At 63.9% G+C, this 19,107-nt stretch carries 20 protein-coding genes; 10 read left to right on the forward strand and 10 right to left on the reverse strand.

Going from position 1 to position 19,107, the window contains the following annotated elements; all coding sequences use genetic code 11:
• Positions 1–73 precede the first annotated feature (73 nt).
• The 5 genes from CDQ91_RS07920 to CDQ91_RS07940 all read left to right on the forward strand — a co-directional run bounded on the left by CDQ91_RS07920 (position 74) and on the right by CDQ91_RS07940 (position 4,581).
• Positions 74–2,140 (forward strand): protein-disulfide reductase DsbD family protein, encoded by a 2,067-nt coding sequence (locus CDQ91_RS07920; RefSeq protein ID WP_174688484.1) that lies wholly within the window; start codon positions 74–76, stop codon positions 2,138–2,140.
• Between the two features lie 118 nt (positions 2,141–2,258).
• Positions 2,259–2,999 (forward strand): TlyA family RNA methyltransferase, encoded by a 741-nt coding sequence (locus CDQ91_RS07925; protein ID WP_088472170.1) that lies wholly within the window; start codon positions 2,259–2,261, stop codon positions 2,997–2,999.
• 60 nt (positions 3,000–3,059) lie between these two features.
• Entirely contained in the window at positions 3,060–3,611 is a 552-nt protein-coding gene (locus CDQ91_RS07930) for a TspO/MBR family protein (RefSeq protein WP_088472171.1), read from the forward strand.
• Positions 3,612–3,646: 35 nt separating this feature from the next.
• On the forward strand, positions 3,647–3,940 hold the full coding sequence (locus CDQ91_RS07935; protein WP_088472172.1) for an accessory factor UbiK family protein: 294 nt from the start codon (positions 3,647–3,649) through the stop codon (positions 3,938–3,940).
• Positions 3,941–4,086: 146 nt separating this feature from the next.
• On the forward strand, positions 4,087–4,581 hold the full coding sequence (locus CDQ91_RS07940; protein ID WP_088472317.1) for a type III secretion system chaperone family protein: 495 nt from the start codon (positions 4,087–4,089) through the stop codon (positions 4,579–4,581).
• A gap of 4 nt (positions 4,582–4,585) precedes the next feature.
• Here the strand turns inward: CDQ91_RS07940 and CDQ91_RS07945 are convergent, their stop codons facing one another.
• From CDQ91_RS07945 to CDQ91_RS07970, 6 genes are all read right to left on the reverse strand, one after another.
• Positions 4,586–5,545, reverse strand: a complete 960-nt coding sequence (locus CDQ91_RS07945) for a right-handed parallel beta-helix repeat-containing protein (protein ID WP_174688485.1) — start codon at positions 5,543–5,545, stop codon at positions 4,586–4,588.
• Between the two features lie 220 nt (positions 5,546–5,765).
• Complete coding sequence (gene metH, locus CDQ91_RS07950) at positions 5,766–8,387, reverse strand: methionine synthase (RefSeq protein ID WP_088472173.1); 2,622 nt, start codon at positions 8,385–8,387, stop codon at positions 5,766–5,768.
• A 22-nt stretch (positions 8,388–8,409) separates the two neighbouring features.
• Positions 8,410–8,934 carry a GNAT family N-acetyltransferase gene (locus CDQ91_RS07955; RefSeq protein WP_088472174.1) on the reverse strand — a complete coding sequence of 175 codons (525 nt, stop codon included), beginning with the start codon at positions 8,932–8,934 and terminating at the stop codon, positions 8,410–8,412.
• A 4-nt stretch (positions 8,935–8,938) separates the two neighbouring features.
• Complete coding sequence (locus tag CDQ91_RS07960) at positions 8,939–9,988, reverse strand: homocysteine S-methyltransferase family protein (RefSeq protein WP_088472175.1); 1,050 nt, start codon at positions 9,986–9,988, stop codon at positions 8,939–8,941.
• Positions 9,985–10,923: a methylenetetrahydrofolate reductase gene (gene metF / locus CDQ91_RS07965; protein WP_088472176.1), complete on the reverse strand. Its 939-nt coding sequence runs from the start codon at positions 10,921–10,923 to the stop codon at positions 9,985–9,987. Before metF ends, CDQ91_RS07960 begins: the two co-directional genes overlap by 4 nt.
• A complete protein-coding gene (locus CDQ91_RS07970) occupies positions 10,920–11,912 on the reverse strand; it encodes an ArsR/SmtB family transcription factor (protein WP_088472319.1) in 993 nt (330 codons plus the stop codon). The genes metF and CDQ91_RS07970 overlap by 4 nt, the downstream gene beginning before the upstream one ends.
• A 234-nt stretch (positions 11,913–12,146) precedes the next feature.
• Here CDQ91_RS07970 and CDQ91_RS07975 point away from each other — a divergent pair, with 234 nt between their 5' ends.
• The 4 genes from CDQ91_RS07975 to CDQ91_RS07990 all read left to right on the forward strand — a co-directional run bounded on the left by CDQ91_RS07975 (position 12,147) and on the right by CDQ91_RS07990 (position 13,966).
• The gene (locus tag CDQ91_RS07975; RefSeq protein ID WP_088472177.1) at positions 12,147–12,476 is read left to right on the forward strand and encodes a hypothetical protein; all 330 of its coding nucleotides are present in this window, start codon (positions 12,147–12,149) and stop codon (positions 12,474–12,476) included.
• A gap of 179 nt (positions 12,477–12,655) precedes the next feature.
• Positions 12,656–12,985 (forward strand): entericidin EcnAB, encoded by a 330-nt coding sequence (locus tag CDQ91_RS07980; RefSeq protein WP_088472178.1) that lies wholly within the window; start codon positions 12,656–12,658, stop codon positions 12,983–12,985.
• Positions 12,986–13,065: 80 nt separating this feature from the next.
• Positions 13,066–13,278, forward strand: a complete 213-nt coding sequence (locus CDQ91_RS07985) for a hypothetical protein (protein WP_237245879.1) — start codon at positions 13,066–13,068, stop codon at positions 13,276–13,278.
• Between the two features lie 4 nt (positions 13,279–13,282).
• Positions 13,283–13,966, forward strand: coding sequence for a DJ-1/PfpI family protein (locus tag CDQ91_RS07990; protein ID WP_088472179.1), 684 nt, complete (start codon positions 13,283–13,285; stop codon positions 13,964–13,966).
• On the opposite strand, the gene CDQ91_RS07995 is transcribed toward CDQ91_RS07990, so the two are convergent.
• From CDQ91_RS07995 to groES, 3 genes are all read right to left on the reverse strand, one after another.
• Complete coding sequence (locus CDQ91_RS07995) at positions 13,963–14,772, reverse strand: glutaminyl-peptide cyclotransferase (RefSeq protein WP_237245880.1); 810 nt, start codon at positions 14,770–14,772, stop codon at positions 13,963–13,965. The two genes, CDQ91_RS07990 and CDQ91_RS07995, sit on opposite strands and share 4 nt — an antisense overlap.
• Positions 14,773–14,903: 131 nt before the next feature.
• Positions 14,904–16,553 carry a chaperonin GroEL gene (gene groL / locus CDQ91_RS08000; RefSeq protein ID WP_088472181.1) on the reverse strand — a complete coding sequence of 550 codons (1,650 nt, stop codon included), beginning with the start codon at positions 16,551–16,553 and terminating at the stop codon, positions 14,904–14,906.
• Between the two features lie 79 nt (positions 16,554–16,632).
• Positions 16,633–16,920, reverse strand: a complete 288-nt coding sequence (gene groES, locus CDQ91_RS08005) for a co-chaperone GroES (protein WP_088472182.1) — start codon at positions 16,918–16,920, stop codon at positions 16,633–16,635.
• Between the two features lie 140 nt (positions 16,921–17,060).
• On the opposite strand from groES, the gene CDQ91_RS08010 reads away from it, so the two are divergent.
• Positions 17,061–17,567 carry a hypothetical protein gene (locus CDQ91_RS08010; RefSeq protein ID WP_088472183.1) on the forward strand — a complete coding sequence of 169 codons (507 nt, stop codon included), beginning with the start codon at positions 17,061–17,063 and terminating at the stop codon, positions 17,565–17,567.
• Here CDQ91_RS08010 and CDQ91_RS08015 read toward each other — a convergent pair.
• On the reverse strand, positions 17,509–18,918 hold the full coding sequence (locus CDQ91_RS08015) for an MATE family efflux transporter (protein WP_088472184.1): 1,410 nt from the start codon (positions 18,916–18,918) through the stop codon (positions 17,509–17,511). The genes CDQ91_RS08010 and CDQ91_RS08015 overlap by 59 nt on opposite strands.
• Positions 18,919–19,107 lie beyond the last annotated feature (189 nt).

Below are 19,107 nucleotides of genomic sequence, written 5' to 3' on the forward strand. Positions count from 1 at the left end.
GTCAGCGCGGGCTGTCCTCTCGGCGAAAGCCGCCTATATGGCAAGCCTCGAACGATGGATATGGCGGGACGGCATGGCGCGCGTGAACGAAGCTTTTGTGACAGGTGCATGGCGCGCGATGCTGGCGATGCTGGCGCTCGTCCTGATCGCGCTGAGCCCGGCGACGGCGGCGCCGACGCATATCCAGCCGAAGCTGGTCGCCGAATCCGCGGCCCCTGCCCCCGGCGGCGCGACGACGCTCGCGCTCACCATGACCCCCGAAAAACCATGGCATGGCTATTGGGCGAATGGCGGCGATGCGGGGTTCGGCATGGCGGTCGAATGGAATCTGCCCGAGGGCGTGACCGTCGGTGCCTTCCATTATCCGGTGCCCGATGCGCTGATCCTGTTTGGCATGATGAACCATGTCTATGAGCATCCCTATGCGTTGCTTGCCGATGTTCGCATCGACAAGAGCGTCGCGCCGGGCACCGATTTGACCTTGTCGGGGGTCGCCAATTGGCTCGCCTGCACCGACAAGGTGTGCGTTCCCGAAAAGGCCGTTATCTCGGTCGCGCTGAAAGCCGGTGATGGTGTGATTTCTGCAGCATCGCGCACGCAGTTCGACGGCTGGCGTGCACTCTTGCCGCAGCCACTCGACCGCGCGGGGACGTGGGAACGCAAGGGCGAGACGCTACGTTTCGCCATCCCCCTGCCCGCCGCGACGACGCTCGACGCCCCGCACCTGTTTCTCGAAACGCGCGAAGTCGCCGATTATGCCGCGCCGCAGGCGTTCAGCCGTAACGGCGACCAGATCATCATCGAAACCAAAGCCAAGGGCGATGCGTCGGGCGCGGTCGAAGCGCTGCTGAAGCTGGGCGACGGACGCGGGCTGACGGTGCGCTTCGAAGCAGGGGCGGTCCCGGCGGCGGGCGAGGCAATAGCGACACGCGTGAGCGGGATCGACATGGGGCTGTTCTGGACCGCGCTCGGCGGCGCGATCCTCGGCGGGCTGATCCTGAACCTGATGCCGTGCGTCTTTCCGATATTGAGCCTGAAGGCGCTGAGCCTCACGCGGTCGGGCGGCGATGCGGGGGACGCGAAGGTCGAGGCGCTGGCCTATACGACGGGCGCGGTTGTCACCGCGCTGCTGCTCGGCGGGGCGTTGCTCATGCTGCGCGCGGTCGGCGAACAGGTTGGGTGGGCTTTCCAGCTCCAGCATCCGGTAAGCGTGCTTGTGCTGCTGATTCTGGCGATTGCGATCACGCTCAACCTGCTCGGCACCTATGAGCTGCCGACTTTCGGCAAAGGGCAGGCGCTGACCGCGAAGAGCGGCGCAGCGGGCGGATTCTGGACCGGTGCCCTCGCGGCCTTTGTCGCGACGCCGTGCAGCGGGCCGTTGCTTGGCGCAGCACTCGGCGCGACGCTGGTGCTGCCGGCGTGGGCGGCTTTGCCGATTTTCGGCGGGCTGGGGCTGGGTCTTGCCCTGCCCTTCCTTGCCATCGGCTTCATTCCTGTGTTGCGCAACCGCCTGCCCAAGCCGGGGCCATGGATGGCGAAGTTTCGCAAATGGATGGCGGTGCCGATGGGGCTGACGGCGCTGGCACTCGGATGGCTGTTGTGGCGACAAGTCGGCGCCGGCGCGGGGCTTGTTTATCCGCTGATTGCGGTGAGCATGGCCGTCGTCCTGTTGTGGCATTTCGGCGCGATCCAGCGTGGCGACCGCCGGAAGTGGTTCCTCGGAGTCGTAGCCCTTCTGCTTACCGGAAGCCTCATTGCGGCTACCGCCGAACTCGCGAAAACCGATCATAAAGTTGCCGCCTCGGGCTCGGCCTTCTCCCCCGAAGCGCTCGCCAAGGCGCGCGCGACAGGCAAACCCGTCTTCGTCTATTTCACCGCCGACTGGTGCCTGTCGTGCAAGGCGAATGAGGCGGGCGCGATCAACCGTGAAGCGACTCAGACAGCCTTCGACAAAGCGGGCGTGATCACGCTCGTCGGCGACTGGACCAATGGCGATCCGGCAATTACCCGCACCCTCTCCGCACTCGGCCGCAACAGTGTGCCGCTCTATCTCTGGTACGCACCGGGTGCCGCCCAGCCCGAAATCCTGCCGCAGATCCTGACGCCCGGGATGCTGACCGGGAAGGTGGACACGAAATGACGCTTCCTGCCGTCATTGCGAGCGCAGTGAAGCAATCTCCAGCTAACGAGCTCAGACCAAGGCCGTGGGCTGGACATTGCCGCGTCGCTTCGCTCCTCGCAATGACGGGTGAAGACTGATGGCCAAGCAGCGCGCCGACCAGTTGCTTGTCGACCGCGGCCTCGCCGAAAGCCGGACGCGCGCGCAGGCGCTGATCCTCGCCGGGCTCGCCTTCATCGGCGACCGCAAGATCGACAAGGCGGGGCAGCAGGTTCCCGATGATGCCGAAATCAGCGTCAAGGGCCGTGACCATCCGTGGGTGTCGCGCGGCGGGATCAAGCTTGACCATGCGTTGGTGCATCTTGGCTGGGATGTCGCGGGCGCCGTCGCGATCGACGTCGGTTCGTCGACCGGCGGCTTTACCGACGTGCTGCTCAGCCGCGGGGTGGTGCGCGTCTATGCCGTCGATTCGGGGACCAACCAGCTCGCGTGGAAATTGCGGCAGGACGAGCGCGTCATCGTCCATGAGCAGACGAGCGCGCGGATTTTGACGCCGACGCATATCCCCGAGCCCGTTGACCTGATCGTCTGCGATGCAAGTTTTATCGCGCTGTCGAAGGTGTTGCCGGTGCCGATGGGCTTTGCCCGCGATGGCGCGCGCATGGTCGCGCTGATCAAGCCGCAGTTCGAAGCCGAACGGCACGAAGTCGGCAAAAAAGGCGTCGTGCGCGATGCCGAGGTCCACGCCCGTGTCTGCGCCGAAACGCGCGATTGGCTGGAGGGCGCGGGCTGGTCGGTGCTCGATCTGGTCGCAAGCCCGATCACCGGTCCCGAGGGCAATGTCGAATTTCTGATCGCCGCCACGAAGCGAGCCGCTTGACGCTGGGCGCGCCAGCCGCAACACGTATCGCCCTCAGTATCGACAGTGGGGGTCGTATCTATGAGTGAAATCGCTACGCCGGGTCAGTTGCGCATGTCCTATTTGCGCTGGGCGCTGGTGACGGTGCCCGCGATCGTGATGATCGGCAGTCTGTCGGGGCTGTTGTCAAACAGCGGCTATGCCAATCGCTGGTTCGCGGCGCTTGACCTGCCCGCGATCACGCCGCCGGGCTGGGTGTTCGGCACCGTGTGGCCCATTCTCTACGTCTGCCTGGGGCTGTCGCTGGCGATGATCCTTCACGCGCGCGGTGCGCAGGGGCGCGGCTTTGCGTTGCTGCTCTTCTTCGTCCAGCTGATCGCCAATTTCGCCTGGTCACCGCTGTTTTTTGGCCTGCATCAAGTGACGACGGCGCTGTACCTGATCATTTTCATCCTGATGCTGACCGTCGCCGTGACTTTCGCTTTCGCCTCGATCCGCAAAGCGGCGGCGTGGCTGCTCGTCCCCTATATGGCGTGGCTGTGCTTTGCTGCGATCTTGAATTTCCAGATCGACCAGCGCAATCCCGATGCAGAAACCCTTGTCCCTTCCGCCGCGAGCACCCAAATAAGGTGACGGCAAGGGGCACATGCCCGACAAAGGAATATGAAATGCAGAGCGAAAACCGCTTTTTCGACGATCTGGCCAAGATGGTGAACGGCGTTGCCGGAACCGTGGCAGGCGCCGGCCGCGAAGCCGAATCCGCGATGCGCGAGCGCGCCAAGGAATGGATCGGCCGCATGGATTTCGTCAGCCGCGAAGAATTTGAGGCGGTAAAGAAGATGGCCGCGACCGCGCGCGCCGAAGCCGAAGCGCTGAAAGCGCGGCTCGACAAGCTGGAAGGCGTGGCGAAGGCTGCGGCACCCAAGGCGGCTGCGAAGCCCAAGGCTGCACCGAAAAAATGAGGGGCACCCCGGCGAAAGCCGGGGCCTTACTCTCGCGTCCTTACGCACCATGGACTCAGGCCCTCGCCGGGGTGACGATTGCTGGTGGGGCTTCTGACTCGCCACTCCCGCCAAACCCCGCTAAAGGCGCGCGCATGAGCGACGATATGTATGATGACGACGACGGCCAGGACGCGGCACCGATGGAGATGCTGGCGTCCTATTTCGCCGCGCACGACTGGCCGCACGAGATGGTCGGCGAGGACGAGATTGTCGCGACCGCGCAGGGCAGCTGGACGACCTATGAGCTGCGCGCGGTCTGGCGCGCCGAAGACGGCGTCGTCCAGTTGCTCGCCTTTCCCGATATCCGCGTCGTCGAAGACAAGCGTACCGTCGCGCATGAGGCGCTGGCGCTGATCAACGAGCAGCTGTGGCTCGGCCATTTCGAGCTTTGGTCGAACAGCGGGACGATCCTGTTCCGCCACGGCATGCTGCTCGGCGGCGACGGCTCGCTCTCGCTCGACCTCACCGAAACGCTGATCGAAAGCGCGATCGACGAATGCGAGCGCTTCTACCCCGTGTTCCAGTTCGTGTTGTGGGGCGGCAAGTCGCCCGCCGAGGCGCTCGCCGCATCGCTGATCGACACGCGCGGCGAGGCTTGAACCGCTAGCGCTTTTCGAAGCGCGTCAGCCCCGGCCCCAGTTCGTTCGTACCGATCGCCAGTGGCTCGCCGCTCCAGTCGGCGACAAACACCGACTTGCGCCCGATGCCGTCGGGCAGGCTGGCGCGGTTGCCGGCGATGGCCAAGCCACGCGAAGGATTGTCGCGGCCTTCGGGGGCGACGGTGATGAACGCCGAGTAATTTTCCTTGTCGCGGCCCTGCACGAACAAATTATTCGCAATCCGCCCCGTCGCGCCCGACGACAGGTCGATCATATAATTGGTCGTCGTCCCCTGGCTGTCGTCGAAGCTGTTGTCGCTGACGTCGACCTGCTTCGCGCGGGTTTTCAGATAATGACCGCCACTGCCCTTTTCGAAACGCGTGCGGGTGACGACGACGCGGCCATAGACGCCGGTGTAGACGCTGTGCGCGCAGCTCAATCCGCGGTCGCAGCGGCCGAGGCGTGAGAAGGTCGAGCGATCGATCGTCAGCGTCGCGGCCGGATCGTCGGCGGTCAATATGCCCTCCTCGCTGTTGCGGAAGAGGCTGTTCGCAACATCGAGATTGCTTTTTTCAAGCCGGATGCCCGCGCCATTGCCGTCGGGCACGCGCATATTCTGGAACACCAACCCATCGACGCGCGCACCCGAGCCACGTAGCACCAGCGCCGCCTTGCCCTCGCATGTCACCCCGTCGAAGATCGCCCGGCCGGGTTCGGCGGCCACAAAGGCGACGCGACCGACGGTCTGCACCGCGCAGTCGCGGTGATAGCCGGGTGCGATGCGGATGGTGCCTGCGCCCTCACCGATCGCATCGATGGCATCCTGAAGCCGCCCGTAACCGCGACCCGATTCGGCGACGACATAAGGCGCCGCATCGGATTGCGCGGGCGCGGATATAGGCGCGAAGAGCAGCGGAAGGGCGAGCAGCGGCAGCAGCGGCCGACCGAAAAGAGACTTTGCCATGAAGGGCTTATAGCCGCGCATGGCGCGCCCGTCGCGGGCGAAGCTGATAAACTGCGCAGCCGTCCCTTTATCGGACAGCCGCGTGTGTGCCGGTTAAAAACCCTCGCCATGCCGAACTTGTTTCAGCATCCATGGTCGGCCCTCGCGTTAGACGCAGCGCGGATGGAAAGCGCAGACCATGGACCCCGCAACAAGTTCAGGGTGACGATTTCGGGCAGACTTAGTCGAGGTTCGGGCGCAGCCAGCGCGTCGCGGTGTCGATGTCGACCCCGCGCCGCTCGGCATAGTCGGCCAGCTGATCCGGCCCGACCCGCGCGACGCCGAAATAGCTCGCATCGGGATGACCGAAATAGAAACCCGACACCGCTGCCGTCGGCAACATCGCGAAACTTTCGGTCAGGATCGCCCCCGAATGTTTCCCCGCGTCAAGCAGATCGAACAGGATCGGTTTCAGGCTGTGATCGGGACAGGCGGGATAGCCCGGCGCCGGACGGATGCCGCGATATTCTTCCTTGACGATCGCCTCGGGAGTCAGCTGCTCGCCGGGCGCATAGCCCCACAGGTCGGTGCGGACATGCGCGTGAAGCCGTTCGGCCATGGCTTCGGCAAAACGGTCGGCGAGCGCCTTCAGCAGGATGTCGTTATAATCGTCATGCGCCGCCTTGAAGCGCGCCAGATGCGGCTCGATGCCATGGATCGCGACCGAAAAGCCGCCGATCCAGTCGCCGTCGGGGCTGACGAAGTCGGCGAGGCACATATTGGGGCGGCCTTCGCGCTTCGCGATCTGCTGGCGCAGGAAGGGGATACGGATATGCTCCTCAGTCTCTTCCAGATGGATGATCACATCGTCGCCGTCGCGGCGACACGGCCAGAGCGCGGCAACGCTGCGCGCGGTCAGCCAGCCTTCGTCGATGATCGTGCCCAGCATCGCGCGCGCATCGGCGTAGAGGCTCGACGCGCTTTCGCCGACCACTTCGTCGGTCAGGATCGCCGGATAATTGCCCGCCAGCTCCCAAGCGCGAAAGAAAGGGGTCCAGTCAAACCATTCGACGAGTTCGGCGAGATCCCAATTGTCGAAGGCATGCAAACCGGGCTTTTCGGGCGGGAACGGCCGGATATGCTCGTCGATCGCAAAGCCGTTGGCGCGCGCATCGGCAATGGGGATCAGCGCGCTCTGCCCCTTGTTCGCGCGCACGTCGCGGACATGGGCATAATCATCCTTGAAGCCCTTCACATAGGCATCGCGTCCCGTGTCGCTGACCAGCGCGGTGGCAACGCCGACCGCGCGGCTGGCGTCAAGCACATGGAGAACGGGGCCCCGATAGGCGGGATCGATGCGCAGCGCGGTGTGGACCTTCGACGTCGTCGCGCCGCCGATCAGCAGCGGCATGGTCATCCCCGCGCGCTGCATTTCCTCGGCCACCGTCACCATCTCGTCGAGCGAGGGGGTGATCAGGCCTGACAGGCCGATCATGTCGGCGTCATTCTCATTCGCCGCTTCAAGGATCTTGCTCCAAGGCACCATCACGCCCAGATCGACGATCTCGAAGCCATTACATTGCAGCACGACGCCGACGATATTCTTGCCGATGTCGTGGACGTCGCCCTTGACGGTCGCCATCACGACCTTGCCCTTGCCCTTCGCGCCGGGCTCCTTCGCCGCCTCGATGAAGGGCAGCAGATGCGCCACCGCCTTCTTCATCACGCGCGCCGACTTCACCACCTGCGGCAGGAACATCTTGCCCGATCCGAACAGATCGCCGACGACGTTCATTCCGTCCATCAGCGGCCCTTCGATTACCTCGATCGGGCGCGGCATCAGCAGGCGCATTTCCTCGGTATCAGCGACGACATGCGCGTCGATGCCCTTGACCAACGCATGTTCGAGCCGCTTTTCGACCGGCCAGCCGCGCCATTCCTCGGCGGCCTTTTCCTGCGCGGGGTTGCTGCCCTTATAACGTTCGGCGAGCGCGATCAGCCGTTCGGTCGGGCTTTCTGCCTCGCCCTCGACCTTGCGATTGAGCACGACATCTTCGACCGCCTGCCGCAATTCGGGGTCGATCGTGTCATAGACGTCGAGTTGCCCCGCGTTGACGATCGCCATGTCGAGCCCGGCCGGGATCGCATAATAGAGGAAGACGCTGTGCATCGCACGACGCACGGTCTCATTGCCGCGGAAGCCGAAGGACAGGTTCGACAGTCCGCCCGAAAAATGGACGTGCGGGCAGCGCACGCGGATGATCTTCACCGCTTCGATAAAATCGATCGCATAATTATCATGTTCCTCAAGCCCCGTCGCGATCGCGAAGACATTGGGGTCGAAGATGATGTCTTCGGGCGGGAAGCCGATGCCGGTGAGCAACCTATAGGCGCGCTCGCAAATCTCGATCTTGCGGTCCATCGTGTCGGCCTGCCCGACCTCGTCGAACGCCATCACAACGACCGCGGCGCCATAGGCCATGCATTTGCGCGCATGCTCGAGGAAGGGCTCCTCGCCTTCCTTCATGCTGATCGAATTGACGATCGGTTTGCCGGGAACGCATTTCAGTCCCGCCTCGATCACGCTCCACTTCGAGCTGTCGATCATCACCGGCACGCGCGCGATATCGGGCTCGGCGGCGATCAGCTTCAGGAAGGTTGTCATCGCATATTCGGCGTCGAGCAGGCCTTCGTCCATGTTGACGTCGATCACCTGCGCGCCATTTTCGACCTGCTGGCGCGCGACCTCGACCGCCGCAGCATAGTCGTCGGCCATGATCAGCTTCTTGAACGCGGCCGATCCGGTGACGTTGGTGCGCTCGCCGATATTGACGAAAGTGGCGGAGCTATTCGAGGCGGTCATCAAAAAATCCTGAAACGAAACATTAGGCGGCGAGGGGGCGGGCGAGAACGAGATCGTCGTAGAGCTTGCCACCGACGTTGAATTGGCGGGTTCCGATGTCGGCGAAGCCCTGTTTGCGGTAGAAGGCGAGCGCGCGGACATTATGGGCATAGACGCCGAGCAGCAGCCGGCGATGATCGCTGGCGGCGGCGACCGCCTGCTCCATCAGCGCCGCGCCCATCCCGCTCCCGTGAAAACGCGAGAGCGAGTAGATGCGCTTGAGTTCGATATCGCCGTCGCGCGCCACCGCAAGGTCGGGCGCGCCGATCAGCGCGAAACCCACCGGCGCGCCACCCGGCTGCGCTTCGGCGATCCACGCCCGCGCACCGGCCGCAAAATAGGCGCGGTACGCCGCGTCATTATGCTGGACGGCGCAATGGGCGACGATCGCATCGCCGTCGAGAATAGCAGCGAAAGTTTCGAGGAAAGTCGCCGCGCCGACCAGCGCGAGCGCGGGGGCATCGCCCTCCCCGGCCTCCCGTATCCGCCAGGATATGGTCGCGGTCATCGCATCACGCCGCCATGGTGAAGGGTTCAAGCCCCGCCAAGCGCGTGCGGACGGGGACATCGGGAATCTGTCGCGGCGCGAGGCCTTGAACCGCCTTGGCCATCGCGGCGATATGGGCCGGGGTCGAACCGCAGCAGCCGCCGAGAATATTGACCTGACCATGGTCGGCCCATTCGCGGACGAGGCCCGCAGTGGTGTCGGGCATCTCGTCATATTCGCCCAGTTCGTTGGGCAGACCGGCGTTGGGATAGACCATCACCAGCGTATCGGCGAGGTCGGAGAGGACGCGGACGTGCGGGCGCAGCTGCGCAGCGCCGAACGAGCAGTTGAGCCCGATGGTGAGCGGGCGCGCGTGGCGGACCGCATACCAGAAGGCCTCGACCGTGTGCCCCGACAGATTGCGGCCAGACAGGTCGGTGAGCGTCATCGAGATCATCAGCGGCAGTTCGCGCCCGACCTTGGCCTCGGCCTCGAGCACCGCGGCGATCCCCGCCTTGGCGTTCAGCGTGTCGAAGATCGTCTCGATCAGGATGAAGTCGGCGCCGCCCTCGGCCAAGGCCACGACCTGATCAAGATAGACGGCCTTCAGCTCGTCGAAATCGATCTCGCGATAACCCGGGTTGTTGACGTCGGGCGACAGCGACAGCGTCTTGTTCGTCGGCCCGACCGCACCCGCGATGAAGCGGCGGCGGCCGTCGATCGCCTCATATTTATCCGCCGCCTCGCGGCCGAGGCGCGCGCTTTCATGGTTGATGTCGGCGACCAGATGCTCGGCCCCATAATCGGCCTGGCTAATGCGGTTGGCGCTGAAGGTGTTGGTCGAGACGATGTCCGAACCGGCGGCTAGATAAGCCTCGCCGATCGCCGAGACGACGTCGGGGCGGGTCAGCGCGAGAATGTCGTTATTGCCCTTCTGATCGTGGGTCAGACCGAGGTTGCCGGCATAATCAGCCTCGACCAGCTTGCGATCCTGAATCTGGGTGCCCCAGCCACCGTCGGTGAGCAGGATGCGGCTCTTTGCCGCTTCCAACAGGGCTTCGCGTGCGCCAATCATGCTGCTTTCTCCGCTGCGGGCTGAACCGGCCGCATCCCCAGCAAGTGGCAGATGGCATAGCTGAGCTCGGCCCGGTTGAGGGTGTAGAAATGGAAATCGCGGACCCCGCCCGCATAGAGGCGGCGGCACATTTCCGCAGCAATCGTCGCCGAGACGAGCTGGCGCGCGGCGGGGTGATCGTCGAGCCCGTCGAACAGCGACACCATCCACGCCGGGATCACCGTCCCGCACATATCGGCCATACGGCGCGTCTGCGACACGTTCGACACGGGCAAAATGCCGGGGATGATCGGCGCGTCGATGCCTGCGGCCGCCGCGGCGTCGCGGAAGCGCAGGAAACTCTCGGGCGCGAAGAAAAATTGGGTGATCGCGCGGTTTGCGCCCGCGTCCATCTTGCGTTTCAGATTGTCGAGGTCGGATTGCACGCAATCGGAATCGGGATGCACTTCGGGATAGGCGGCGACCGAAATATCGAATGCCGCGATTTTCTTCAGCCCCGCAACGAGTTCGATCGCATTGGCATAGCCGTCGGGATGCGGCTGATAGGGCGCGCCGCCGGGCATGTCGCCGCGCAACGCGACGATATGGCGCACCCCTGCGTCCCAATAGGCGCGGGCGACGTCATCAATTTCGCCGCGCGAGGCCTCGACGCAGGTCAGATGCGCGGCGGGCGGGACGTTGCTTTCGGCGGCGATCCGCGCGACGGTCGCATGGGTGCGCTCGCGCGTCGATCCGCCCGCGCCATAGGTGACCGAGACGAAGCGCGGCGCCAGCGGTTCGAGCGTACGGAACGTGTCCCACAGCTGCGCTTCCATCTTTTCCGTCTTGGGCGGGAAAAATTCGAAGCTGGCACCGATATCGCCAGCCAGATCGGCGAAGAGCGGCGAGGCCGCGGCGCGGCGCGCCTCGGCCAGCGAGTTTAAATTCATGGTCATGTCGCAAGCCTTTTGCGTTGTCCGTCGCCTTCGCGGGCGATCGGTGGTTGATCATCATCGCTGCGGCGGCGGCCGAGCCATAGCTTCACCGCCAGCTTTCCGCCTTCCAGCGCCTGAGTGGTTTCAAGCAGCAGTCCCGCCGAAGCGAACCAGCCGCGGATCTGCGCATCCGAAAAGCCGAGGCGGGTATGCGCGGCGAGCGCGCGCAAATCCTCATCCTCATGTGGTGCAAAATCGACGACGAGCAAATGGCCACCGCCGCGCAACACCCGGCTCGCCTCGGCGATCACCCGGTCAGGTTCGTGCGCGAAATGCAGCGCCTGATGAATGATGATGCTGTCGATGCTGGCGTCGTCCATTGGCAGATTCAGGAAATCACCCTGGATCAGGTCGATCGGTACCGTTTGGTCGGCGAGCTTCGAGCGCGCGATGCGCAACATTTCGGGGCTGCGGTCGAGCGCGGTGATGCAGCGTGCGGTCGGCGCGAAAATTTCCGCCATCCGTCCCGTTCCGGTGCCAATGTCGAGCAAATGGCCAAGCCGGCGGTTGTGCATCATCGCCAGCATCGCCGCCTCGACTTCGCTTTCGGCGACATGGCGCGACCGGATCGCATCCCATTCGGGGGCATGTTCGGCAAAATAGCGTTCGGCCGATGCCGCGCGCTCGATACGGACTGCGGCCAGGCGTCGTGCGTCATGCGCGATCACCCGCTCCTCGCGCGGCGAAAAAGCCCAGCTTTCCGCCCGCGCGACAATATCGCCGACCGGACCGCCCTGCGCGACGCGCAGAAAGACCCAGCTTCCCTCGCGGCGGCGTTCGACGATAGCGGCATCGACAAGGATGCGGACGTGGCGCGATACGCGCGGCTGGCTCTGGCCCAGAACGACCGCGAGTTCGCCGATTGCCAGTTCCATCTCGCGCAGCAAGGCGACGATCCGCAATCGCGTCGGGTCCGCCAGGGCGCGAAAAATGTCGAGCAGCTCGGTCATGGGGGTACATATAAAGGTTTCTTTATATCCGGTCAACCGATGCCGGGCCGCCAATTCCGCCGCTTGCGGCACCGTCATTCCCTTATTGCGACGAACCGTGCCAGCGACAGGAAAAAAGGACATTGCGCTGATTCTAGCGAAATTGTAGCTCTGAGGGCGATTGGCACCTCGCCGGATCGAAGTTCGTATCCGAAATGCCGGTCGATCAGTTCAATCCGAGAGGGGTATACCCAAATGAAGAAATCAATCACTCTGTCGCTCGTCCTGGCCGCCTCGATGGGCCTCGCTGCTTGCGCAGAAAAGAAGGCCGACGACGCGGCTGCGACCACCGAAGACGCCGCTGCGTCGGTCGAAGGTGCTGCTGATGGCGCGATGCAGGCCGCTGAAGGCGCTGCCGACGCTGCAGCTACTGCAGGCGCAGCTGCTGCCGATGCCGGCGCTGCTGCGGCTGCTGGCGGCGCGGATGCCGCCGCAACGGCTGCCGACAAGGCAACCGAAGCGGCTGGCGCTGCCAAGGAAGCTGCTGACGCCGCCAAGGGCGCGCTGGAAGAAGCTAAGAAGTAAGCTTCTTTTCAGCCACTTCGGCTGAAAGATAAAGGGGGTCGTCGACGTTCGTCGGCGGCCCCTTTTCCTTGCGCGCGAAACCCAGGCCGCGGTGCCCGGTTGCCAAGCCTCCCGTCCGGGGCTAGTCCTTGGCACAGCGTGGCCGGTGTCGGCCACCGGGGTTCTCGAAAGGAATTTTCATGCGCAAATTCATTATCGCCTCGATGGCTGCCGCGGCCTTCAGCCTCACCGCCTGTTCGGAAAAGGCTCAGGACGAAACCGCAGAAGCCGGTGCAGCCGTCGCTGACGACGCTGCCGCTGCCGGTGATGCAGCTGCCGCAGGTGCGGCCGAAGCCGCCGATGCAACCGCCGACGCCGCCAAGGATGCGGGCGCTGTTGTCGAAGGCGCCGCCAAGGACGCCGGCAATGCCATCGAAGGCACGGTGAAAGCTGCCGGCGACGCCGCCTCGACCGCCGGGGACAAGATTGCCGAAGAAACCAAGAAGGCCGAAGCGAACGACAAGAAGTAAGTCGTAGCCATGCCCTTGGCATAGTGTGAGAAGGGCTCCATTCTTCGTGAATGGAGCCCTTTTTCGTGGAAGGCAGGATCATGCTCAGCCCCAAAATCACCGCCGCCATCGCTGCCACCATAGCGCTGACACTGGTTGCGGGATGCAGCCGTACCGACAACGAACCCGGCCCCGGCGGGGTGACCGTCAGCGAAGCCAAGGCGCTCGACGATGCCGCCGCGATGCTCGAAAGCCGCGACAACGTGCCCGCATCCGAGACCGGCACAGCCGACAACAAGAAGACGGGACAATAATTTCATGCAGGACGCCAAATCGACGCGGATCACTTTCCTGCTCTTCCCGGGCATCACCCAACTTGATTTCACCGCCCCCGCGCAGGCACTGAGCCGAATGCCGGGCGCCGAGCTTGCCGGCGCGGCGGCGAGCCTCGATCCGATCGCGACCGACAGCGGCTTTTCAATCCTGCCGACGCACGACTTCGCCTCCTGCCCGCCCGCCGACATCTTGTGCATTCCTGGAGGCCATGGCGTCGCCGACGCACTGGGCGACGACGCGACGATCGATTTCATCACGCAGCAAGCCGCAGGCGCGCAGTGGGTAACGAGCGTGTGTACCGGCGCCTTCCTGCTCGGGCGCGCCGGGCTGCTGGACGGCAAGCGCGCCACGACACATTGGGGCTATACCCATTTGCTGCCGCTGGTCGGCGCCGAGCCGACAAAGGCGCGCGTCGTCGAGGATGGAAAGATCGTCACCTGCGGCGGAGTCACGTCGGGCCTCGACTTTGCGCTGACGCTGGTCGCGCGGCTCAAGGGCGACACAGTCGCACAGGCGATCCAGCTCGCGATCGAATATAATCCCGCCCCGCCCTTCACCAGCGGCCATCCCGACCGCGCACCCGCCGAAGTCACGCTGGGACTGCGAACGCATGTCTATGATGCCGCGGCAGCGCGGATGGCGGCGGCGCTCGGCGCGACGACCTAGCGGCAGTCGGCCAGCGCAATCTCGTACAGGTTCGGCCAATATTTTCCCGTGACGAACAGGCGCTTCTTTTTGGCATCCCATGCGATGCCGTTGAGCACAGCGTCATGACCGGTCGCGCCCGTCGCCTGTTTCAGACCTGACAGGTCGACGACACCGCGGACCGCGCCGCTGTCGGGATCGATCCGCACGATGAGTTCGGTCATCCAGACATTGGCCCAGATTTCGCCGTCGATCGCCTCCAACTCGTTGAGCATCGGCAGCGGCCGACCGCCGATGCTGACCGTCACGCGCCTTTGCTCTTTCATCGTCGCGGGATCGAAGAAGCGCAGTTCGGGCGTCCCGTCGCTGAGGACGAGTTCGTCGCCGTGCAGCGTGACGCCCCAGCCCTCGCCATCATAACGAAAACTGCCGGCGGGCTTCAGATCCTTGATCCGCCAGCGATGGCCGACGCCGCCCTGCCAGGTGACGCCGATGATCTGGTCGCGCCAGCGGACGATGCCCTCACCGAACTGGTCGGAAGGCAACGGAGTCTGCGCGAGGGCCTTGCCGGTCTTGAGGTCGAGCCGCGCGACCCGCGAGCGGCCGTACTGACCGGTGCCTTCGTAAAGATGCCCGTCGTCCCAGAAGAGACCCTGGGTGAAGCTATTCCGGTCGTGCGGATAAGTTTCGACGATGCGGTAGCCGCAGCGCGACACCGCCGCGGGGGTGGTCGGCTCGGTCGCGGCGGATGGGGCCGCGATGGCAAAGGCCATGGCAAGGAACAATGTCATCGCCGCCTTGCTATGCGGACCAAGGTGAACTGGCAATGTCTCTCCTTCGTCACATCGGATCAAGTCCGGGGCGACGCAGATTGTGGGCCAGCCAAAGAAAAGGGCCGGAGGATTGCTCCCCCGGCCCCTTCTTTGTCAGCCGAAGCTGGGTGGCTTGGTGGCCGGACTTAGAAGTCCATGCCGCCCATGCCGCCCATGCCGCCGCCGCCCATGCCACCGCCCATTGCGGGCTTGTCATCGGGGCTGTCGGCAATGCCGGCTTCGGTGGTGATCAGCAGACCAGCAACCGAGGCGGCATCCTGCAACGCAGTGCGAACGACCTTGGTCGGGTCGATCACGCCTGCCTTGACGAGGTCTTCATAGACATCGGTCGAGGCGTTGAAGCCGAAGTTGGCGTCATTCTGGTCGAACAGCTTACCGGCAACCACGGCGCCGTCGAAGCCCGCGTTTTCAGCGATCTGGCGAACCGGAGCCTGAAGCGCGCGACGGATGATGTCGATGCCGCGGGTCTGGTCTTCGTTGACGCCGGCCATGCCGTCCAATGCCTTGGTGGCATAGAGAAGCGCGGTACCGCCGCCGGGGACGATGCCTTCTTCAACCGCAGCGCGGGTTGCGTGGAGAGCGTCGTCGACGCGATCCTTGCGTTCCTTCACTTCGACTTCCGAAGCGCCGCCGACCTTGATCACGGCAACACCGCCAGCGAGCTTCGCCAGACGTTCCTGCAGCTTTTCCTTGTCATAGTCGCTGGTCGTCGTTTCGATCTGCGCACGGATCTGTTCGACGCGACCCTTGATCGTGTCGGCATTGCCGGCACCATCGACGATCGTCGTGTTGTCCTTGTCGATCGTAACGCGCTTGGCCTGGCCCAGCATGTTCAGCGTGACGGTTTCGAGCTTGATGCCCAGGTCTTCGCTGATCATTTCACCGGCCGTCAGGATGGCGATATCCTGCAGCATCGCCTTGCGACGATCGCCGAAGCCCGGTGCCTTGACGGCAGCGACCTTCAGGCCGCCACGCAGACGGTTGACGACGAGCGTTGCGAGCGCTTCGCCTTCAATGTCTTCGGCGATGATCAGGAGCGGACGGCCCGACTGAACAACCGCTTCGAGGATCGGCAGCATCGCCTGGAGGTTCGAGAGCTTCTTTTCGAAGATCAGGATGTACGGATCAGCCAGCTCGACGAGCATCTTTTCCGGGTTGGTGATGAAATAGGGGCTCAGATAGCCACGGTCGAACTGCATGCCTTCGACGACATCGAGTTCGAAATCGAGGCCCTTGGCTTCCTCGACGGTGATCACGCCTTCCTTGCCGACCTTTTCCATGGCTTCGGCGATCTTGTCACCGACTTCCTTGTCGCCATTGGCCGAGATGATGCCGACCTGTGCGATTTCAGCCGTGCCCGAAACCGGCTTCGACTGTGCCTTGATCGTTTCGACAACCTTGGTGACCGCGAGGTCGATGCCGCGCTTCAGGTCCATCGGGTTCATGCCGGCAGCAACCGACTTCATGCCTTCGCGCACGATTGCCTGAGCGAGAACGGTCGCGGTGGTCGTGCCGTCGCCGGCCGCGTCATTCGCCTTGCTGGCGACTTCGCGCAGCATCTGCGCGCCCATATTTTCGAACTTGTCCTTGAGTTCGATTTCCTTGGCGACGGTGACGCCGTCCTTGGTGATACGGGGAGCGCCAAAGCTCTTGTCGATGACGACATTGCGGCCCTTGGGACCGAGGGTAACCTTCACCGCATCGGCGAGGATGTCGACGCCGCGCAGAATGCGCTCACGCGCGTCGCGGCCAAATTTTACGTCTTTCGCAGCCATGTGCTGTTTCCTTTCGAATGCGCAGAAAACTGCGCAACTTCATTTAAGAAATCGCGTCCGGAAGGGACGCGGGGACGGTTCAGGCGAGGATGCCCAGAATGTCCGATTCCTTCATGATCAACAGCTCTTCGCCATCGACCTTGACTTCGGTGCCCGACCATTTGCCGAACAGGATGCGGTCGCCCGCCTTGACGTCGAGCGGGATGCGATCGCCGTCTTCGTCACGGATGCCTTCGCCCACAGAGACGACTTCGCCTTCCTGCGGCTTTTCCTTGGCGGTGTCGGGGATGATGATGCCGCCGGCCGTCTTTTCTTCGGCTTCGATACGGCGGACGAGCACTCGGTCGTGCAGCGGACGAAATTGCATGGATATCCCTCCAAATGGTGCAATAGATATGCTTTAGCACTCACGGGTCGCGAGTGCTAACAGTCGGCCATATGGGTAGGGGTCCCGGAAGCGTCAACCCGATTAAGGGAAAATTTTCGATAGCGCGGTACGGCGGCAAGATGGGGTGCGAAATCACAGCTATCAAGGGCGCAACCGGGCTCGATCCACATACACTTTGGATCGAAGGGCAGATGCTTCGCGGCCGGTTTATCGACGCATTCGCTCGGCTCGAAGGTGCCGTGACCGAATATCTGATTCGCCTTGAATTCAAAGCCGCGCCACGCGCACCATTTTCTCACAAGCTGAAACATCTTACGGCAGCTCGCGATCGTTTTTGCCAGCCCGCAAAACTCGATGATCGCGTGAAAGCAATCGGCGAGTTGAACAAGGTGCGGGCCGATGTCGTCCACGCCGCATTGACGATCATTGTTCAATATGACGAGATCAACGCCATCGAACATTGGCTAGGTTTTCAAAACGCAAGCTATCCAGAAACGCCGCTGCGTGTGTTGTCACTCAAACAATTGAAGCAGATGACGCTCGAGGCGAACCAGCTTGCTACACAGTTCAGCCAGCAACGGCTGAAGGAAGCAACCCCAGCCGCGCCCGCATCCGCCAGCGCATAAGCAACAGAGCCGCAACCACAACCAGCCCGACGGCGAGACCAATCCACACGCCGACACCCGCAAGCGGCGTCCAGAAACCGAGGTAGATGGCGGTGCCATAGCCCGCGATCCAGTAACCGCAGATCGCGATGATCATCGGGGTACGCGTGTCCTGCAGGCCACGCAGCACGCCCGCCGCCACCGCCTGTGCGCCGTCGAAGAGCTGGAAAGCCGCCGCGACCACCAGAAACTGCATCGCAAAGCCAACCAGCGCCGCGTTGCGCGCCGCATCGACATCGACATAGATCGACAGGACGAGCGAGGGGAACAGCCACATACTGAGCGCGGTCACCCCCATGAAACCGATGCCGAGCGCCAGCGACGCATGGCCCGCCAGCGCGATGCCGCGATGGTCGCGCGCGCCATAGGCGAGGCCGACACGGATCGTCGCCGCCTGTGCCACCCCGAACGGAATCTGGAAAGCGAGCGCCGCGACCTGAAGCGCGATCGTATGCCCGGCAAGCTCGGTCTCGCCGATCCGGCCCATCAGGAAAGCCGCGCCGGTGAACAGTCCGGCCTCGGCGAGAATCGTGAGGCTGATCGGCGCCCCAATGCGCAGCATCTCGAAAAAGCGCGACCATTCGGTGCGCCACCAATTGCCGAACAGATGATAGCGGCGCAGCCGCCGGTCGGACTGGATGATGACGACATAGGCGATCAACATCATGCAGCTGGTGATCACGCTCGACAGCGCCGAGCCATGAAGGCCGAGCGCGGGCATACCGAGATTGCCGAAGACCAAAGTCCAGTTGCCGAGCGCGTTGACGCCCAGCGCCAGGAAGGTGATCGCGGTCGCGATCGTCGGCCGACCGAGCGCCGAGACGAAGACACGCAGCACGCTGGCCGCGATCATCGGGAACATACCCCACATAAGGATCAGCAGGAAGCTGGCCGCATGCTCGGTAGTTTCGGGCGCCTGCCCGGTCGCGCGCATGATCGGCCCGCCCGCTGCGCAGACGCCCATGAAGATGAGCGCGACCAGCGCGCTGAGCCACAGCGCCATGCGCACGGTGCGCCGCACTTCGCGCACCGCATGTTTACGCCGTCCAAGTTCGGCGGCGATCAGCGGCGCCGACGCGCCGACGAGCCCGGCGCCGGTCCAGACCAGCAGTCCGAAGATCGCAACGCCCAGCGACGCCGCCGCGAGCGACGCGTCGCCGAGCCGCGCGACGAAGATAACGTCGATCGCATGAACGAGCATCTGCAACAGATTCGCCGCCGCCAGCGGCACTGCGAGCGCCAGCGTTGCGCGGAATTCCGCGCCCAGACCCTGCGGACGATGCTCGGTCAAAGGGGTGGCCTGATGCAACATAGCCGGCCCGAATAGGCGCGCGGGGATGATGCTTCAATCCCGTTGCCGCATCCTCACGGTTTTTGAGGGGGGCGGGGTGGCATAAAGGCAACAGCCTCGGCCGGCATCCGTCATTGCGAGCGGAGCGAAGCAATCTCCAGCCATCGACGCAGCGTGAGGCTTCCTGCTGGAGATTGCCGCGTCGCTACA

The organism is Sphingopyxis witflariensis (assembly GCF_002205635.1).
GTDB classification, from domain to species: domain Bacteria; phylum Pseudomonadota; class Alphaproteobacteria; order Sphingomonadales; family Sphingomonadaceae; genus Sphingopyxis; species Sphingopyxis witflariensis.

What these genes read in the sequence shown, in the direction of transcription:
- CDQ91_RS07920 (WP_174688484.1), top strand. Translation starts at nt 74, where the DNA reads ATGGCGCGCGTGAACGAAGCTTTTGTGACAGGTGCATGGCGCGCGATG.
- CDQ91_RS07945 (WP_174688485.1), bottom strand. Translation starts at nt 5,545, where the DNA reads ATGGCAAAGTCTCTTTTCGGTCGGCCGCTGCTGCCGCTGCTCGCCCTT.
- CDQ91_RS07990 (WP_088472179.1), top strand. Translation starts at nt 13,283, where the DNA reads ATGCAGGACGCCAAATCGACGCGGATCACTTTCCTGCTCTTCCCGGGC.
- CDQ91_RS07930 (WP_088472171.1), top strand. Translation starts at nt 3,060, where the DNA reads ATGAGTGAAATCGCTACGCCGGGTCAGTTGCGCATGTCCTATTTGCGC.
- CDQ91_RS07940 (WP_088472317.1), top strand. Translation starts at nt 4,087, where the DNA reads ATGTATGATGACGACGACGGCCAGGACGCGGCACCGATGGAGATGCTG.
- CDQ91_RS08015 (WP_088472184.1), bottom strand. Translation starts at nt 18,918, where the DNA reads ATGTTGCATCAGGCCACCCCTTTGACCGAGCATCGTCCGCAGGGTCTG.
- CDQ91_RS07975 (WP_088472177.1), top strand. Translation starts at nt 12,147, where the DNA reads ATGAAGAAATCAATCACTCTGTCGCTCGTCCTGGCCGCCTCGATGGGC.
- CDQ91_RS07925 (WP_088472170.1), top strand. Translation starts at nt 2,259, where the DNA reads ATGGCCAAGCAGCGCGCCGACCAGTTGCTTGTCGACCGCGGCCTCGCC.
- CDQ91_RS07935 (WP_088472172.1), top strand. Translation starts at nt 3,647, where the DNA reads ATGCAGAGCGAAAACCGCTTTTTCGACGATCTGGCCAAGATGGTGAAC.
- CDQ91_RS07955 (WP_088472174.1), bottom strand. Translation starts at nt 8,934, where the DNA reads ATGACCGCGACCATATCCTGGCGGATACGGGAGGCCGGGGAGGGCGAT.
- groES (WP_088472182.1), bottom strand. Translation starts at nt 16,920, where the DNA reads ATGCAATTTCGTCCGCTGCACGACCGAGTGCTCGTCCGCCGTATCGAA.
- CDQ91_RS07970 (WP_088472319.1), bottom strand. Translation starts at nt 11,912, where the DNA reads ATGACCGAGCTGCTCGACATTTTTCGCGCCCTGGCGGACCCGACGCGA.
- CDQ91_RS07985 (WP_237245879.1), top strand. Translation starts at nt 13,066, where the DNA reads ATGCTCAGCCCCAAAATCACCGCCGCCATCGCTGCCACCATAGCGCTG.
- metF (WP_088472176.1), bottom strand. Translation starts at nt 10,923, where the DNA reads ATGACCATGAATTTAAACTCGCTGGCCGAGGCGCGCCGCGCCGCGGCC.
- metH (WP_088472173.1), bottom strand. Translation starts at nt 8,387, where the DNA reads ATGACCGCCTCGAATAGCTCCGCCACTTTCGTCAATATCGGCGAGCGC.
- groL (WP_088472181.1), bottom strand. Translation starts at nt 16,553, where the DNA reads ATGGCTGCGAAAGACGTAAAATTTGGCCGCGACGCGCGTGAGCGCATT.
- CDQ91_RS07960 (WP_088472175.1), bottom strand. Translation starts at nt 9,988, where the DNA reads ATGATTGGCGCACGCGAAGCCCTGTTGGAAGCGGCAAAGAGCCGCATC.
- CDQ91_RS08010 (WP_088472183.1), top strand. Translation starts at nt 17,061, where the DNA reads ATGGGGTGCGAAATCACAGCTATCAAGGGCGCAACCGGGCTCGATCCA.
- CDQ91_RS07980 (WP_088472178.1), top strand. Translation starts at nt 12,656, where the DNA reads ATGCGCAAATTCATTATCGCCTCGATGGCTGCCGCGGCCTTCAGCCTC.